Here is a 17,815-nt window from a genome sequence, read left to right as displayed (position 1 = left end):
ACGAGGGCCCCGCCCACACACGCACGATCGAATCGCCTCAGGAGGCCACGGGTGACCGCCGTCCAGACCAGCGCGGACCAGACCGGCGCCACGAGCGGCCGGGACCAGTACCCGGCGGGTGCCCTGGTGGTCGTGCGGGACGAGGAGTGGCTGGTCAAAAGCTCGATGCCGACGTCGGACGACGGTACGCGCATCGAGGTCGTCGGGGTGTCGGAGTTCGTCCGTGACCAGGAGGCCGTGTTCTTCTCCGGCCTGGACCGTATCGAACTGCTCGACCCGGGCGCGACCATGCTCGTCAGGGACGACTCCCCGAACTACCGTCGCTCCCGGCTGTTCCTGGAGGCGGTGCTGCGCCGCACCGCGCTGCCCCAGTCGGAACAGCGCCTGGCGCTTGCCGACTCGTTCCTGATGGACCCGCTGCCCTACCAGCGGCGCCCCGCCCAGCTGGCCCTGTCCGGTGCCAATCTGCGCCCGCGGCTGCTGATCGCGGACGTGGTGGGCCTCGGCAAGACTCTGGAGATCGGCCTGACCCTGGCCGAGCTGATCCGCCGCGGCCGGGGCGAGCGGATCCTGGTGGTCACCCCGCAGCATGTGCTGGAGCAGTTCCAGCACGAGCTGTGGACGCGGTTCGCCATCCCGCTGGTGCGGCTGGACTCGGTGGGCATCGAGCGCATCCAGCGGGAGATCCCGGCCGGCCGCAACCCGTTCACCTCGTTCAAGCGGGTCATCGTCTCCATCGACACGCTCAAGAACACCGACCAGTACCAGCACCATCTGGAGCAGATCCGCTGGGACGCGGTCGTCATCGACGAGTCGCACAACCTGATCAACCGCGGTTCGCTGCGCAACCAGCTCGCGCGCACGCTCGCCCCCCGTACGGACGCCCTGATCCTCGCCTCCGCGACCCCGCACAACGGCGACGCGAAGTCCTTCGCCGAACTGATCCGGCTGTTGGACCCGGTGGCGATCCGCGACCCGGAGAACTACCGCGCGGCCGACATCGAGCACCTGTTCATCCGGCGGACGAAGATCAGCCCCGAGGTCCGCGAGCAGATGAAGGGCCAGTGGGCTGACCGGGGTCCCTCCCGCTCGGTGCACTGTCCAGCCACCCCCGCCGAGGAGAAGATCTTCGAGGAACTGGCCGCCGTCTGGCTGCCCGGTGATGGCGGCGCCTCGGTCAGCGCCGTCCCCCTCTTCCCCTACACGCTGCTGAAGTCGTTCCTGTCCTCCCACGCCGCGCTGCGGGCCACGGTCTCCGCGCGGATCAGGACGTTGGAGAAGAAAGAGGACCGGCGCGGTACCGAGGCCGAACTCGCCGCCCTGTACCGGCTGTCGGAGCTGGCCGCCGGTCTCGGTGAGACGGACTCCGCGAAGTTCGCCGCCCTGGTGCGGCAGTTGCGCGAGGAGATCGGAGTGGGACCCGGTTCCGAGGCACGGGTCGTGGTGTTCTCCGAGCGGGTCCAGACCCTGGAGTGGCTGGCCCAGGTGCTGCCCGCCGCCCTCGGCTTCCGGGGCCGCGCGGCCCTCGACTGCGTCCGCGTCATGCACGGCGGGCTCTCGGACGAGCAGCAGATGGCCCGTGTCGAGGAGTTCGGCCTGGCCGACACGCCCGTCCGGGTCCTGCTCACCGGTGACGTGGCCTCCGAGGGCGTCAACCTGCACCGGCAGTGCCACCAGCTGGTGCACTACGACGTGCCGTGGTCGCTGATCAGGATCGAGCAGCGCAACGGCCGTATCGACCGGTACGGGCAGGCCCACCCGCCGGAGTTCCGGGCGCTGATCCTGACCAGCGAGGTGGCGGGCGCCAAGGACGACACGGTGGTCGCCGAGCGGCTGCTGGAACGCGAGGACCAGGCGCACCGCTCGCTGGGCACGGCGGAGGCGGTGACCGGCCTGTACCGGGCGGAGGCGGAGGAGCGGTCCCTCATCCAGGACCTGCTGAGCGGCAGGACCGTCGACGAGTCCCTGGACACACCCCGCTCCGCCGCCGACGGCCAGGACGCCGGTCTTGAGGACTTCCTCGCGGACTTCTTCGGCTCGGTGGACGTGACCGCGGGGACGTCCGGGGCCCCGGGCGCCGACGAGCACGCCGCGCCGACTCCGGCCGGAGCGCTGCCGTCGGCCGGCGCCGACGACGCGAGCCCGGTGCTCCCCCGTCTCTTCGACTCCACCGCCCACTTCGTGGACGAGGCGCTGCGTGAGGTGTACCCGGACGCCCGCGACCGGCTGGACCTGGACCGCGACCAGCAGTCCGGGCTGCTCTCCTTCCGCCCGCCGGCTGAACTCGTCCACCGCCTCAAGGCGCTCCCCTCGGACTACCTGCGCGAGCAGCGCCTGCGGGAGCGGCTGCTGGTGACCTTCAACCGCCGTCTCGCCGAGCACTCCCTGCAACGCGCCCGCCAGTCGTCCACGTCGAGCTGGCCCGAGATCTCCCTGCTCACGGACCTGCACCCGGTCGTCGACTGGCTCACCGACAAGGTGCTCGTCGGACTCGGCCGCCAGGAGGCGCCGATGATCACGTCGAACGTGGCGGAGCCGGTCTACCTGGTCCAGGGCGTGTACTCCAACAAGCTGGGCCGGCCGACCGTCGTGAAGTGGATGGGCGTGACCTGGCGGCAGACCGCCGTTTCGACGGAGGAGGGGAGGAAGAGGTACTTCTGGGAGGGCTTGGCCGACGACGACATGGTCTCCCTGCTGCGCCGCGCCGGTGTCGGCCCGGCCATGGCGAACAAGCGGGGCTACCTCGATCCCGAGCCGCTGCGCGCCGCCCTCCCCCGGGTGCTGGAGACGGCCGAGGCATTCCTCAACGCACACCGCGACGCCTGGGACGAGCCGCTGCGTCGCCCCGTCGAGGAGTACAAGCTGCGGCTCGGCGCCTGGGAGCAGCCCTCGCTGGACGGGGAACGCACCCGGGAGCGCCTCGTCGATCTAGCCGACTCGCTGCTGACGACGGGCCAGCCCCTGCTGCGGATCCTCGCGGTGCTGGTACCCGACACCGAACCCGCCGGCGACCGCGGGAACGGCGGCGAAGCCCCGCCCGTCTCCCTCGCGATGTCGCCGTCCGCCTTCCGCTACGCGCCCCCGACCGCCGCCCCGTGACCCCGGTCTGTGACCCCCTGAGAGAAGCCTTGTCATGACGTACGACTCCCTGGTCAACCGTGGCGACTACTTCTCGGCTCACTACCTGGCCGAGGTGCTGCCGAAGGATCTCAAGTCGGGCCTGCTCCAGCGGTGGAAGGAACGCGAGGAGGCGGCGAAGCCGCCCGCCGACGACGGCGGAACCGAGGAGGAGACGTCCGCCGCGCCGACGCCCGGCCGTACCGAACTCCCGGTGACCCCGCGAGCCGGACTGCGGGCGCTGCGCCGGGGCTACTTCCGCGCGCGGTCCTCCTTCGCCCTGCCCGAGGACGAGGACGGCATCATCAGCGTCCGCGACACCGACGACGACCGCCTGACCTACCGGGAGCCGGAGTGGCGGGAGCGGGTACGGGCGCTCAACGCCGAGGTGCTGCGCGCGCTCGGCTACGACGCGAAGCCGCGCGTCCTGTCCGTCGAGCGGGCGGGCCAGCGGTACGAGGTCCCGGTCGCCCACGCCGAGAAGGGCCTGGTCGCGCTGGACTGCGGCTGGGCCGCCGAACCCGACGCGGCGCTCGACCCGAAGGGCCGTGGACGCCTGCTGGAACCGGTGCCGCTGGACGGCCCGCACCCGGTGGAGACCGGCTCCAAACTGGCCTCCTTCCTGTTCGCCTGCGAGGAACCGCACCGGTACGTGCTGCTCCTCGGCGGCGGGGTGATCGTCCTCGCCGACCGCGTGGTGTGGGGCGAGGGACGCTATCTCGGCGTCTCCCTGGACACCGCGCTCCAGCGCAACGACACCCGGGCGGGCGGCGAACTCGACACCGTGGCCGCGCTGTTCGGCGCGGACTCGCTGCGCACACCGGAGGAGGGCGGCGAGAACCCGCTGGCCGAGCTGGTCGGCAAGTCGACTAAGCACGCGGTCGGCGTCTCCAGCGACCTCCGCGACGGCCTGCGCAAGAGCGTCGAACTGATCGCGAACGAGGTGCTCCAGCGGCTGCACGGGCAGGGCGTGCGCCCCGAGGACATCGGCGAACTCCCCGACCTCGGGCGCAGGTTGACCCGAGAGTCGCTGCGCTACCTCTACCGGATCCTGTTCCTGCTGTACGCGGAGGCCCGCCCCGAGCTGGGCATCCTGCCCGCCGACTATCCCGAGTACCAGCAGGGCTACGGGCTCGGCCGGCTCGGTGAACTCGTCGCCGAGCGTGAGCCGGTGGGCGACACGGCGCGCAACGGCTTCTACCTCTACGAGTCCCTGGACCTGCTGTTCCGCAAGGTGCAGGACGGCTACCGCCCGCGCCGCACGCACGGCGTGGAGGCGGCCGACGACGACACGGCGGACGAGAAGGCCAGCGAGGACGTCGGCCTGCGCTTCGAGCCGCTGCACAGCAAGCTGTTCGAACGCGACGCGATCCGCCTGATCGGGGCGGACAGCCTCCCCGACCCGCGCCACGACTCGGACGAGGCCCTGGCACGCGGCGAGTCCGTCCGCTACCTGGACACCCGGCTGCGCAACGCCACCCTCCACCAGGTGCTGCACAGCCTGATGATCACCCAGGGGAAGCGGGGGGAACGCGGCGGCTTCATCTCGTACGCGCAGCTTGGCATCAACCAGCTCGGCGCGGTCTACGAGGGCCTGATGTCGTACAGCGGCTTCATCGCGGGCGAGGAGCTGTACGAGGTCGCCAAGCACGGTGACCCGAAGGACGGGTCCTGGCTGGTCCCCAAGTCGAAGATCGCCGACTACGACGACTCGGTGTTCGTACGACGCCGGGACCGGGTCACCGGTGAGGAACTCCGCGTGCGGTACGCGCCGGGCTCGTTCGTGTACCGCCTGTCCGGCCGCGACCGGCAGACCTCCGCGTCCTACTACACGCCCGAGTCGCTGACGCGGGTCACCGTGCAGCTGGCCCTCCAGCAGCTTCTCACCGACGCCACTGAGGCGAAGGACCTCCTGGACTGGCGGATCTGCGAACCCGCCCTCGGCTCGGGCGCGTTCCTCAACGAGGCGATCAACCAGGTCGCGGCGGAGTATCTGCGGCGCAGGCAGACCGAGCTGGGCCGCTCCATCGACACCGACCAGTACGCCGTCGAACTCCAGAAGGCCAAGGCGTACATCGCCCTGCACAACTCCTACGGCGTCGACCTCAACGAGACGGCCGTGGAGCTGGCCGAGGTGTCGTTGTGGCTCAACACCATGCACCCCGGTATGGAGGCGCCCTGGTTCGGCCTGCACCTGCGGCGCGGCAACTCGCTGATCGGCGGGCGGCGCGAGGTGTACGCGGCCGACCGGCTGAAGAAGGGCGGCTGGCTGGGCACCACCCCGGAGCGCTTCCCGTTGGCGGAGGCAGTGGAGGGGGCGCCGCTTCCGGAAGGCTCGGTGCACCACTTCCTCCTCCCGGCGAAGGAGTGGGGCGCGGTCGCCGCCGAGAAGGAGGCGAAGGCACTCGCTCCGGCCGAGTCGAAGGCGCTGGCCGCGTGGCGGAAGGCGGTCACCAAGTCCCCGACGGCGAAGCAGACGGCCCGGCTCCAGGGGCTGGCCCGCCGTGCCGAGTACCTGTGGGGGCTGGTCGTACGACGGCTGGAGCTGTCGGAGCGTGACATCTCCCGTCGCATCCGGGTATGGGGAGCGGAGGACGAGTGGCTGCGCCGGCCGGAGGTCGCCGTGCAGCGGGACGCGGTACTGGCCGAGCTCCAGGCGGAGGACACCCCCTACTGGCGCCTCAAGACGGTCATGGACGCGTGGTGCGCGCTGTGGTTCTGGCCAGTGCAGAGCGCCGCGCTGCTGGACGGTACGGACGAGCGGTACGCGCGGGCGAAGGCGCTGGCCGCACGTGCGGCGGAGTTCGAGGTGGTGAGCGTCGAGAGTGGTGACGAGAGTGACGTCGGTGATGTTCTGCTGGCTTGGGAGGCGGATGCGCTGCCCGGTTTCAGCGCCGAGCCCCAGCAGATGACGCTGACACGGGACTCGGTGTCCCGGCGCCGCACCGGCCGCCGCACCGAGCAGATCAGGGGCGAGCGCCGTGACGTCATCGCCCTCGCCGACCTGGACGACTGGATCGACTTCGCCGAGGCGCTGCTGGGCACGCAGGATGTGCCGGAGGAGTCGCTGGTGCCGACGTTCGACACGCTGGCCCGTCTGTCCGATTACGAGGACCAACTGCCCGAGTGGATGGGCATGGACCGGTTCCAGTCGCTGGAGGAGCGGTTCCTGTGGGCGGGCGCGGCGAGGGATGTGGCCAAGGCCCAGGGGTTCTTCCATTGGGAGTTGGAGTTCGCGCAGGTGTTTGCGCGGGGTGGGTTTGAGTTGCAGGTGGGGAATCCACCTTGGGTTCGGCCTACTTGGCAGGAGGATCAGGTTCTTGCAGAGTTGGAGCCTTGGTTTGTACTTGCTGACAAGCCGAGCGCAGCGGAGTGGCGGCTCCGTAAGGAAGAGGTGCTGGGTGGCCTGGGGAGCCAGGGTTTCCTACTTGCGGAACTGGCCACGCACGCGGGGTCGGCAGCGGTGCTGGGTAGTCCGACTACGTATCCGCTTCTCCTCGGCACCCGTAGCGACCTATACCGCGCGTTCATGGCTCAGGTGTGGTCGCATATTGCGCCACAAGGAGGCGCCGGCCTCATTCACCCTGACACTCACTTTGGCGGGGTACGTGAGGGAGCTATCCGCGCCGCCGCGTACCGGCATCTACGGGTGCACGCACATTTCGTGAACTCATCAAACTGGGCATTCGAAGACCTGAACCGTTCCGCCGAATTCGGGATGCATATTTACGGCACGTCCCAAGATCCTGATTTCCTGCACCTCAGCGAGCTCCGAGACGCTCAAACCTTGCCCGATTCCCTGACTCATGACGGGAAAGGACCTACACCCGGCATTAAATACAACGGCTCGTGGGACATCCGGCCACACCGTGAGCGAGTAGTGCATGTGAATACCACGCTGCTTTCGAGCTGGAAGACTCTCACAGAGTCAGCGAGTGAAGCAGCACAATCTCCCCTTCTGTACCCTGTGCTCATCGGCGAACAGGGAGCAATCGAGGCGCTGGCCACACACAACAAGAGCCTGGCCAGCTTTCGTCCCCTGATTGCCCCCGGATACAACGAAACCATCGCCAAAAAGAACGGACTTATCCGTTGGAGCAATAAAACCGTCTCCGAACTTGCAGAAGTAATTATACAGGGACCGCACTTCGCATCAGCCCTTCCATTTTCGAAGGAACCGAAGATCCCCTGCCGAAGCAACAGGGATTGGGATCTACTTGAACCATCTACGCTTCCCGATTCATACGTTCCCGTGACCAACTATGTGCGGGCCGCTGACGAAGCGAGGTACTTGGCAGATCAAGACCCCTGGCATGGGAGGCCGTACACCTCGTACTTTCGACTGGCCTGGCGGAGGATGATCCCCTTTGACAGCAGCCGTTGTCTGCACGCTGCTCTAATCCCGCCTGGCCCTGCCCACATCGACGCCGTGCGCTCGATGACTCTTGGGGACGAGTACCTGACTGCACTGAATGCAGGTTTCTGGGCATCTCTGCCACTTGACTACCTACTTCGCATCACCGGCCGCTCGGACCTCCGCGTCGCCGAGGCCCACAAGATGCCAGCTCCTGAACCAAAGCATCCCCTCGCCCCCGCTCTCCTCCTCCGCACACTCCGTCTAAACGCCCTCACCTCTCACTACGCCCCGCTCTGGAAGGAGTTGTTCGACCGGCGCTGGGCTGACTACGAGGGCTGGGCCAACTCAGACTGGCCATTCCTAAAGCCCCTGACGCTCGGGCTCAATCCGGCCTGGGAGTACGGCACTCCTCTCCGCACCGAGCACGAACGCCGTGCCGCCCTCGTGGAACTCGACGCCCTCGTCTCCGTCTGGCTCGGCATCACCGCCGACCAACTCGCCGCCATCTTCAAGTCGCGCTACCCCCAGCTCTACGACTACGAGTCGGCGACCTGGTTCGACGTGAATGGCCGCAAGATTGCGGCCGACTTCAACACCTACGGCCACGGCCAGACCAAGCAGGACTACCTCGACCTCATGTCCCACCTGGAAGACCCGGAGCACACCCCACCCCCCGAGGGCTACCAGGCGCCCTTCTACAAGGCCGACCGTGAGGCCGAGATGCGGGCGGCGCACGCGCACTTCCAGGCACGGCTGGACGCGGAGATTGCCGCTGGGCGCTGGACTCCGCCCACCCGTGAAAAGGCGAAAGCGTAATCGGCCAACACGGCTGGACATAGGTGTGCCCCCGGTGCAGTCCGGGGGCACACCTGTTGCCTACTGAGCGGCGAAGCCGACGAACGTCGTCCAAGCCTCAGCCTCGACCGCAAGGCCACGGCGAGCTACGTCCTTCGAGTCCCGCACGTGGACGGCGTGAGGGCCGACAGCGACCTCGATGCACTCCCCGCCCGAGCCCGTGCTGTAACTGCTCTTGAACCACGCCAACGCAGACGCGGTGGACTTCTCGGCGTTCATTGTTCTCCCAGCAACTTTTCGACGAAGGCCAGTGACGCGCGTGGGGTGAGCGCTTGGGCCCTGAGGATGCCGTACTGCTCCTCAAGCTCCCGGACTGCCCTGCGCTCGGTATGCAGGCGGCTGTCCTTGTACCCCTCCACGTAAGCGATCCTGCGCCCGTCGCGCGTCTCGATCAAGGTGAAGGGCCCCTCAAGTCCAGCATGCTCCTCCAACTCAGTTGGCATCACCTGGATTTCGACGTTGCGACGCTGGCCGAAGAGCAGGATCTGCTCCAGTTGCCCCCGCATGACCGGCCGACCGCCGAGCGGCCTCCTCAGCACTGACTCTTCGATGACGAAGCTGATGGTGGGCTGTGGCATGCGGGAGAAGATCTCCTGCCTGGCGAGGCGGGCCGCGACCCGCTCCTCGATAACGTCCTGCGCCAGCAACGGCCGCCACATGGTGAACACCGCACGCGCATACTCGTCGGCCTGGAGCAGCCCCGGCACAGCCTTCGTCGCGTACACGTGCAGCTCAACCGCCTCCCCCTCCAACCGAGCCGCATCCCGAAAGAACGCCGGATACTGTGCCCGAGCCACCTCCTCCTTCATCTCCTGGAGGACCCCGCCCGCGTCCAGCACCTCGTCCGCCCGGTCGATGAACCTCGGCGGAGCCACCCGGCGCCCCTGCTCGTACGCGGCGATGGTGGACACCGAATACCCCGTCAGCGAGCCGAACTCAGCCCGCTCCAGACCCGCCCGCACCCGGAACCGCTTCAACTGGCGCCCGAAGACCCGCAGAACACCTGAGCCGGCGTCGGATTCCGGCTGCCGTCCCTCTCCGTCGCCGTCGCCGCTTTCGAACGCCTCGTCCACCAGCCCCGTCGGTTCACTCATCGCCGTACCACCTCCCTCGGCCAACGCGCCCCCGCGCCCGCCGTCACGCTCCGTCCCGCCTACACGCGCGTACCGCACACCTACAGCGACTCTCCGTGTGCGCGCCGTATCTGGTCACGCTAGGACCGCACCGGCACCGTGGGCCACATGAACAGCCGAACTTCCCCCACACGGCGAACTCCCGGAGCCGAAGCCGAGACCAAAGCCGAAGTCGACGCCGAAGCCGCAGGCGAACCCGCGCCCCGGCCCGAGACCTGCCCCCGACCCCTCCACGAGTTCGCGATGGCCTTCACCTCCTCCCCGCGCGGCGCGCGCCTCGCCCGCAGGCTGGTCTCCCACCGGCTCGACACCTGGGGGCATCCCTACGACGGCCGGGTCAACGACACGCTCACCCTGATCACGGCCGAGCTGACCGCCAACGCCGTACGGCACGGGCACGTCAGCGGACGCGACTTCCACGTGCGGCTCACCGAGAACACCGACTCCCTGCGCGTCGAGGTCACCGACACGCGAACCGAACGCGTGCCGCTGCTCTCCGACCGGGAGCCGCCGGGTGACGCGGAGTCCGGCCGGGGCCTGCTGATCGTGGCGGGACTGGCGACCCGTTGGGCGGTCGCCCCGCGCGTGGGGGCGCCAGGGAAGACCGTCTGGGCGGAACTGCGGCTGACGCGGGACACGCACGCCCCGGCCATCGTCGACCGGTTTCACGCCAACGGCCGGGACGGCGGCCCCACTTGGCCGTGCGGTGTCAGTGGCGGCCACTAGTCTCGTTCGCCCGGCAAGGAGCCGGTGAATCCAGGGGGAGTACGAGACAGCCATGCCCGACAACCACACCGGATACCTGATCTCCGTCGTCGACGAGGATCCGCTGCGCGCCCGTAGGGACGCGCGCGAACTGCTCGCCGCGCTCGGCGAGGTGGACCCCACGGCCAGGCCTGACCTTCCCGAGCCCGGCAGTCTGGCGGGGGCCGGCGACAAGGGCGGCCCGTCCGCCGAGACCGTCGGGCTGCTGCTGAGCGCCGGTTCGTTCGTCGTCGCGCTGGTGCAGACGTGGCTGGCGCGGGTCCCGCAGCGCACCATCGTGGTCAAGCGGCCCGACGGGGCGACCCTGCACATCACCGGCAAGGAGGCCCGCGAGGACGACACGCTCATCGAGCGGTTCCTCGCGGACGACAACGACGGCGGCACCACGGCGACGACGGCGGGCTGAGCGGCGATGACCGACAACGACCGGCACGCACTGCTCGTCGGCGTCTCCACGTACGACAGCGAGACGTACGCCGAACTCCCGGCCGTACGCGCCGATCTGCACTACATGCGGGCGGTGCTGGAGAACACCGAGATCGGCATGTACAACGAGTGCGCGCTGGCCGCCGAACCGACGCGCGCGGAGATGCTGCACGCCGTCGAGACGTTCCTGGAGGCACGGCAGCCGAGTGAGACCGCGCTGCTCTACTTCAGCGGGCACGGCGAGTACTGCGAGCAGGACGGCCAGCTGTACTTCCTGACCCGGGACACCGACCCCGCCGACCTGCCGGGCACGGCCGTACCGGCGGAGTTCCTGGAGCGGATGCTGCAGTCGTGCCGGGCCGCCTCCAAGCTGGTCCTGCTGGACTGCTGCTCCAGCGGGTCCGTCGTCCAGGGCTGGACGGCGAAGGGCCCGTCGGGGCAACCGGACCGGCCTGCGCCGAGCACGCTGCTGCGGCCGACCGGCGTGTACTTCATCACCGCGTCCGACGCCCTCCAGGCGGCCTCCGCCATGGCGCCGCCCGGGTCGGACCTCGGCACCTCCCGGTTCACCGGGGAGATCGTCGAGGGGCTGCGGAACGGCCGGATCAAGGAGGGCGGCTGGATCACCCCGGACGACCTCTTCGACTACCTGACCGCCCAGATGACCCGCGAGGGCGTTCCGGAGGAGCAGCGGCCCACCAAGTCCACGATTCGCGCGACCCGGAGCCTTCCCTTCGCCCGGTCGGTGGCGCGGCAGGTGCGGCTCCCCGCGCTGCCCCACGACGCCGCCGGAACCGCCCGGCACTCCCCCGCGCTGCTGAAGGCCCGGGAACTGGCCGAGGCGGACGAGCGGGACGGCGTCGACCGGCAGCGGCTGCTGCGGTACTACGCGGACTGCCTCACCGCACAGGCGGCGGCCGGAATGCGGCCGGACCGGGACAGCGGCCGGAACAAGAAGTACTTCCTGCTGGCCCAGGGCGAGGAGACCATCCAGTCGGGGCGCGGACCGCACGTCGTCGCGCCCGGAGCGCTGCTCGGGTTGCAGGAGGGGCGAAGCGGCCCGGACACCGAGGAAGCGGGGAAGCAGGAGTACTGGTACGGCTATCCGGCGATCACGCTGCCCGCCCGGGACGCCGGCCGGGGACGGCGCGCGACGGTGGAGCTGGCGCCGCTGCTCATCCAGCAGATGGAGCTGGCGCCGGACGAGGAGGGCCGGGACGTGCTCAGGCCCAGCGGGGTGCCGTCCCTGCACAGCGGGGTCGTCTCGGAACTCCTGGACGCGGGTGACGCGGCCGACCTGGTCGCGCGCTGGCAGCCGGCCTGGCAGGAGGGCAACGACGCGCAGATGCTGCGCGCGATAAGGGAGTTGCTGGACGAGCTGGGGCTGCCGGAACTCGAACCGCTGGACCCGTCCGCGCTGAGCGAGCGCACGGTGATGCAGGCGCTGCGGCCCGGCGCGCACAACGCGGCCGTGCTGCTGGTGCCTTCGGGCGCGGAGGCCATGGCCACCCAGGCGCTGGTGGAGAACCTGCTCCAGATTTCGACACGGACCGCGCAGATCGCGGGCACCGCCCTGGACGCGCTGCTGAACGGTGGGGCCCGGCAGGTTCCGGCCCCGGCCGCCGTCGCGGCGAACCCGGTGACGCCCGTCGCTCCGGGGCCGTGCAACGAGAGCCAGGAGCTGGTGATCTCGTCGGCGATGACCCAGCCGCTGACGGTGGCGACCGGACCGCCCGGCACGGGCAAGAGCGAGGTCGTCACAGCGGTCGTCACCACCTGCGTCGCCGCGGGGCAGTCGGTGCTGGTCGCCTCCACGAACAACGAGGCCGTGAACGTCGTCGCCCAGCGCTGCGACGACATCGCGCCCGGCCTGCTGATGCGGACGGGCAACGCGGAGGCGCTGGAGCGGGAGGCGGCCAAACTGGAAGGGCTGCTCGCCGAACCGGCCGGCGCGTCGCGGTGCGGGTCGGCCACCGTGGGCGGCGAACTGCGCAACACGCGGGGGACGGCCAACCGGCTGCGGGCACAGGCGGCACACCGCGTCGGCGAGGAAGGGCAGCTGCTGGAACTGCTCCGCGACCGGGAGGAGCGGGCCGCGGCCCTGGAGCTGCCCCTGTCCCTGCTCGAAGGGGTCTGGGCGGCGGACGTCGACGGCGTGGCATCGCTGGGCCGGTGGGCGGAGCGGGCGCGGAAGACGGCCGGGGCCCGCTGGTGGCAGCTGGGGGCATGGCGGCGCGGGCGTGCGCTCGCCGCGCTGGTCTCGGCGGGGGCCGAGCGCCCGGACGGTGCCGGACCGGCATGGCCGGAGTGGGCGACCCGGCGACCCGTGCCGCCCGAACTGCTGGAGTCCCTGGCCGGGATCGTGTCCGTGGAGCGGGAGGTACGGGAACTCGTCCACCGGCACGGGGAATGGGACGAGGAAGGGCTCAGGCAAGCCCGGTTCGCGACGGCGGAGGCGCTGTCCGGGCTGTCGGCGGAACTGTCCCGCGCGCTGTCCGCCGAGGCCCTGGACCGGGCGACCGGGCTCATGAACCAGCGGCTCCAGGCGCTCCGCCGCCGCTCCGGCTACCAGCGCAGCCAGAAGAACCTGATGACGCACATCAAGGGGTGGGCCGTCAGCACCCACTCGGTGCGGCAACTGGAGCTCGCCCCGAAGCTGTTCGACCTCGTGGTCATCGACGAGGCCAGCCAGTGTTCCATCCCGTCGGTGCTGCCGCTGCTGTTCCGGGCCCGCCGGGCACTGGTCATCGGTGACCCCATGCAGCTCGGGCACATCCCCGGGGTGTCCCCGCAGCAGGAGCGTCAGGCGCGGGTACGGGCCGGGCTGAGCGCCGCGCAACTGGAGCACCACCGCCTCACCTACCACGTGTACTCCTCGTATCACGCGGCCGAACAGCACGGCGACAGCGCGCTGCTCCTCGACGAGCACTACCGCTGCCACCCTCGGATCGCGGACGTCGTCAACGGGCACTGCTACGGCGGCCGGTTGCGGGTGCTGACCGACGTGCGCCGGCAGGTGCCGTCGTACGACCCGGTAGGAGCGGCCGACCCGGCACCGGTGCTCGGCTGGGTCGACGTACCGTCCGGGGAGTCGGCGCGCGGCGGCGACGGGCAGTCCTGGCGGAACGCGGAGGAGGCGGCGGCCGTCCGGCGCGTGGTCGACGGACTGCTGGCGGGGCTTCCGCCGGACGCGACGGTGGGAGTGGTCACGCCGTTCCGGGCGCAGAAGGAGACACTGGCACGGATCTGGCGGGACGACGACCGCGTCCGGGTCGGCACCGTCCACACCTTCCAGGGCGGACAGCGGGACGTGATGGTGCTCAGCCCAGTGGCGGCGCACAACACACCGCCCCGGACGACGCACTGGGTCGCGAGCCAGGTCAACCTGTGGAACGTGGCGGTCACCCGGGCCAAGTCGCAGCTGATCACGGTGGGCGGCCGTGCCTTTTGGCAGGACCAGAGCGGCCTGCCCGCCCTCCTCGCCGCGCGTTCGGCACCACTGGGAGCGGGCGACGACGGCACGACGGCCGAGGCCGGCACACCGGGCCCGGTGACCGAGGCCCGCTCGGACCTCGCCGACCGCCTGCAGCGGTACCTGGCCGGACGGGGCATCACCGATCTGGAGCGGGCCGTGCTGGTGGGCGGCCACCCGGTGGACCTGCTGTTCACCGACTCCGGCGAGAACACGGCGGTGCTGATCGACCCCGGCCCGGGGCCCGGCGCGGACCCCGCCCGGCATCTCCGGCTGACCCACGCGCGAGGCGACCTGCTCACCGGGCTGCCCTCCGGTGGCCACGGGGCCAAGCCCTGCCCGGTGAGCCGGACGGTGCGGGTGCCCGCCTGGCGGATCATCGCGGGCGACCCCGCGCTGGCACCGCTGTTCGACTGAGCGCCGGGCTCGCTGCTGGACCGGGGCGGCCAAGCCCGGCGGCCGCTCAGCCGCCGGGCAGGCTCCGCACGAGATGCGTCATGTGCTGGACATTGCCCTCCCGCAACCACTCTGTGGGCCCGCCCACGCCCTCGCTGGTCGAGAGCGGGCCGTGTGCGCAGTCGCTCAGCCATTCCTCGCCCTGTCCGGCCCCCGCCCCCCTGAACTCAGGCAGTTCGACGATCCGGCGGGCCGCGCTACGGTTGACGGCGATCCGGTCGGGCCCCCGGGTCAGCGTCTTGAACATGAGGTACGAGCTGTCGGTGGTGTAGCGGAGCACGCCCCAGGGCGGGCCCCCCTTCCTCCCGGGTGCCGGGGCCTGCGCGAGGGCACTCGGGGGCTGCACCCCGTAGTCGCCGTAACCGAGCAGCGGAGCATAGGCACTGCCAGTGGCGCGCACCTCGTGCCACATGCGCCACTCCGCCCGCGACCCCTCACACCAGCCTTCCTCCAGTATGTCGGCGGTGACCCGGGGAAATCCCCCTCCGAGCAGAGCGGCGCTCCGCCAGTCGGTCATGGGCATCAGAGCGGCGAGGGCGCGCAGCGCCTCCTTGCCCGCGTCGGGCCGGTCGTCGAGGACCGCGCCCATGTCGAGCAGCAGACCCACGGGCACCTCAGGACCGGTTCGGGCCAGGAGGTCCCGGACGCCCTCCCCGAGTCCGTCGTCCCACTCCCCCGGGACCCGCACCCGAACGCCCAGTCCGCGCAGACCGCGGCGGGCCGTCTCCACGGCTCCCGTCCACTGCGCCTCGGTCCGCTCCGGACCGGTCACCGGACGGAGCCGTCCCAACTCGCAGTAGACGGACAGCGCTTCGGCAAGGGCGTCGGTCTGCGCGTCCTCGCCGAAGGGAGCGTCGATCCATCCGCCGTGACGGCTTACGGCGCTCACCGGGTCGACGTACTTGCCGACCAGCGTGGCCAGTGACTCCGGGGTTGCTCCGGGCAGTGGCGGCAGGTTCCACAGCGGCCTGATCGCGGCCCGCACGTCCGGCCACAGCAGTCGGAGCGCCGCGGCGGCGTGCGGCCGCGTCGGCAGAACGGGAACATAGAGCGGTCCGGACATCGCGGCTCCCCCTCGGCACCGTCCGTGCGCATCCCTTCCCACCAGAGTCCGTTCGCCTCGAAGCACTTGAAAAGAGAGGGTTTTCGGCCCGCATGGCCGATGTGTTCAAGTACCTGGTGACGGTGTGACGTAAGTTGTACGCTTCGTGATGCTCGGTGGTCGGACGCGCCAAGTGGACGATGCACATGGGGAACTGAGCGGCACTCAGCGGCATGCCTCGGGACCGTCCGCCGTGCGCCGACCAGTCAGCTGACCGGGTGTCACGGCCCGGCCGTTCCACGATGGGCGCGAGGCGTGAACCACCGGATACTCGGTCTGACCGTGCGGAACTTCCGCACTCTGACCGACACGAAACTGCCGCTCGGGCCACTGACCGTCATGGTCGGCCCGAACGCGGCGGGCAAGTCGAATGTGCTGCACGCCCTGGAGTTTCTGGGGGATGTGACCCGCAAGGGGATAGAGCCGGCGTTCGAAGAACGTGGCGGGTTCGGCGTCCTCGCGTTCCGGGGCGGCTCGAAGCCGGTTTCACGCATCTCCGTCGGCGTCGAGGGCATCTGGTCCGACTTCGCCTCGGAGGAGACTCCGGACCGCTATGAACTGAGCATCTCCCGGCGACGGCTGGCCTCGACCGAACGCGGCCGGGCGCGGTACACGACGTATCGACAGGAGCGGTTCACCCAGCATCCCGTGGCGGGCGCGGAGACGTCCGTGGAGCTGACCGGCGGATCCCTGACGGTCGACAGCCCACTGGCGGCGGAACAGGCCTGGGGACCCGTCGGCGTCGAGCCGATGACGTCCGCTCTACACCGGTCCCACGCTCTGCCGACGAGCCTCCCCTCAACCCACGCCATGGAGAACGTCCGGCGCCATCTCTCACAGATCCGGGTGTTCGACCCCGACGTGCGGGAAGCCCGCAAGCCTTGGGGCATCAGCGAGTCGGGCCGCTACCTGGAGAACGACGCGTCGAACCTCGCCGACTTCCTCAGAGCCCTCCAGGAAGACGGTGACGCCTGGGAATTCCTCCTTGAGGACGTCCGGAAGGTGGTGCCTCAGATCCGCGACATCCACCTGGTGACCCCTCCTGACGTCGCGGCCCACCGGACCGCGGTGGAACTGGAGGAGGAAGGTCTGCGCGGTCGCACCCGGCTGACGGAGGCATCCTGGGGCACCGTCCGCATCCTGTGCATGCTCGCGATCTTCCACGACCCCGAACCTCCTCTGTTGACCTGCATCGAGGAGATCGACCACGGGATCCACCCTCACGCGCTCAGCCTCATGGCCCAACGACTCCGTGAGGCCAGTGAGCGCAGCCAGTACCTGGTCACCACGCACTCCCCGGTCTTCGTCAACGAACTCGAACCCGAGGAGTTCGTCCCTTGCGAACGCCGTCCCAGCGGCGCTTCCGTGATCCCCGCGCGGAAGCCAGCCGACACCCGCCGAGTGCTCGAGGTCTCCGAGTACGAACCGATGGGGAACCTCTGGTTCTCGGGTTCAGTGGGCGGGACCCTGTGAGCGCCGCCCCGCGCCGCGGACGGCGCTCGGTCATCGTCGTCGCGGGTGAGAGCGACAACGACCGCGAAGTCCTCCAGCACCTGATACCGGCCCTTTACCCTCGATGCCCCAAAGTCGTCACGATCAACGACAAGATCCGGCTCGCGCCCGCACTGCTCCAGCTCAGCCCACGGATCGAGACACTGCGGGACAACGCCCTGCGCAAGGCGGCGGGATGCGATGCCGAACTGGCCGGTGTCGTGGTTCACGCCGACCTGGACAAGGTCTCGGACCAGACGTACGACCAGGTGAGAGAACGAATCACGGCCCAGCTACGCAAGACCCTCCGTTGCCCCAGCGCGCTGGCCCTTTCCGCCGTCGAGATGGAGTCGTGGCTGATGCTCTTCCCCGAGGCGTTCCCGAAGGTGAGACGCGGCTGGGCAATGCGGCCGGAGGACTGCCGCAAAGACCTCACCAAAGTCGCGAACCCCAAGGAACACCTCAAGAAGTACCTGGGCAAGCCTCCGTACCGGGAATCGGACTCCCCGAAGATCATGGCGGCGGCCGTGGAACTCGGCCAGGTCAGTGCGCGCCCGCCGGGCAACAACAGATCGTTCCGGGATTTCGCGGACCAGCTGGCCGCCTGGCGGAACGGATAGGGCGCCACCGCTCGTCTGGGG

The 17,815-nt window shown here is 70.0% G+C and carries 10 protein-coding genes; 7 read left to right on the top strand and 3 right to left on the bottom strand.

All coding sequences use genetic code 11. From position 1 onward, the window contains the following. Positions 1-51 precede the first annotated feature (51 nt). Together ACWDEW_RS25015 and ACWDEW_RS25010 are read left to right on the top strand one after the other, a co-directional pair. Positions 52-3,099, top strand: a complete 3,048-nt coding sequence (locus tag ACWDEW_RS25015) for an SNF2-related protein (RefSeq protein ID WP_450515150.1) — start codon at positions 52-54, stop codon at positions 3,097-3,099. 34 nt (positions 3,100-3,133) lie between these two features. Next, positions 3,134-8,290, top strand: a complete 5,157-nt coding sequence (locus tag ACWDEW_RS25010; RefSeq protein WP_450515149.1) for a class I SAM-dependent DNA methyltransferase — start codon at positions 3,134-3,136, stop codon at positions 8,288-8,290. A 60-nt stretch (positions 8,291-8,350) separates the two neighbouring features. Here the strand turns inward: ACWDEW_RS25010 and ACWDEW_RS25005 are convergent, their stop codons facing one another. After that, positions 8,351-8,548 carry a DUF397 domain-containing protein gene (locus ACWDEW_RS25005; RefSeq protein WP_450515148.1) on the bottom strand — a complete coding sequence of 66 codons (198 nt, stop codon included), beginning with the start codon at positions 8,546-8,548 and terminating at the stop codon, positions 8,351-8,353. Next, on the bottom strand, positions 8,545-9,423 hold the full coding sequence (locus tag ACWDEW_RS25000; protein ID WP_450515147.1) for a helix-turn-helix domain-containing protein: 879 nt from the start codon (positions 9,421-9,423) through the stop codon (positions 8,545-8,547). The genes ACWDEW_RS25005 and ACWDEW_RS25000 overlap by 4 nt, the downstream gene beginning before the upstream one ends. 282 nt (positions 9,424-9,705) lie before the next feature. On the opposite strand from ACWDEW_RS25000, the gene ACWDEW_RS24995 reads away from it, so the two are divergent. The 3 genes from ACWDEW_RS24995 to ACWDEW_RS24985 are packed head-to-tail and all read left to right on the top strand — an operon-like array spanning position 9,706 to position 14,542. After that, the gene (locus tag ACWDEW_RS24995; protein WP_450515277.1) at positions 9,706-10,188 is read left to right on the top strand and encodes an ATP-binding protein; all 483 of its coding nucleotides are present in this window, start codon (positions 9,706-9,708) and stop codon (positions 10,186-10,188) included. Positions 10,189-10,240: 52 nt separating this feature from the next. Further along, entirely contained in the window at positions 10,241-10,633 is a 393-nt protein-coding gene (locus ACWDEW_RS24990; protein ID WP_450515146.1) for an effector-associated constant component EACC1, read from the top strand. 6 nt (positions 10,634-10,639) lie between these two features. Continuing rightward, positions 10,640-14,542: a caspase, EACC1-associated type gene (locus ACWDEW_RS24985; protein WP_450515145.1), complete on the top strand. Its 3,903-nt coding sequence runs from the start codon at positions 10,640-10,642 to the stop codon at positions 14,540-14,542. Positions 14,543-14,588: 46 nt separating this feature from the next. On the opposite strand, the gene ACWDEW_RS24980 is transcribed toward ACWDEW_RS24985, so the two are convergent. Then, positions 14,589-15,644 carry a beta family protein gene (locus ACWDEW_RS24980; RefSeq protein WP_450515144.1) on the bottom strand — a complete coding sequence of 352 codons (1,056 nt, stop codon included), beginning with the start codon at positions 15,642-15,644 and terminating at the stop codon, positions 14,589-14,591. 294 nt (positions 15,645-15,938) lie between these two features. On the opposite strand from ACWDEW_RS24980, the gene ACWDEW_RS24975 reads away from it, so the two are divergent. Next, positions 15,939-17,156, top strand: a complete 1,218-nt coding sequence (locus tag ACWDEW_RS24975) for an AAA family ATPase (RefSeq protein WP_450515143.1) — start codon at positions 15,939-15,941, stop codon at positions 17,154-17,156. Continuing rightward, positions 17,153-17,794, top strand: a complete 642-nt coding sequence (locus ACWDEW_RS24970; protein WP_450515142.1) for a hypothetical protein — start codon at positions 17,153-17,155, stop codon at positions 17,792-17,794. Before ACWDEW_RS24975 ends, ACWDEW_RS24970 begins: the two co-directional genes overlap by 4 nt. Positions 17,795-17,815 lie beyond the last annotated feature (21 nt).

It is taken from the genome of Streptomyces sp. NPDC001100 (assembly GCF_053598575.1).
This window is presented reverse-complemented; position numbering and strand designations above follow the sequence as displayed.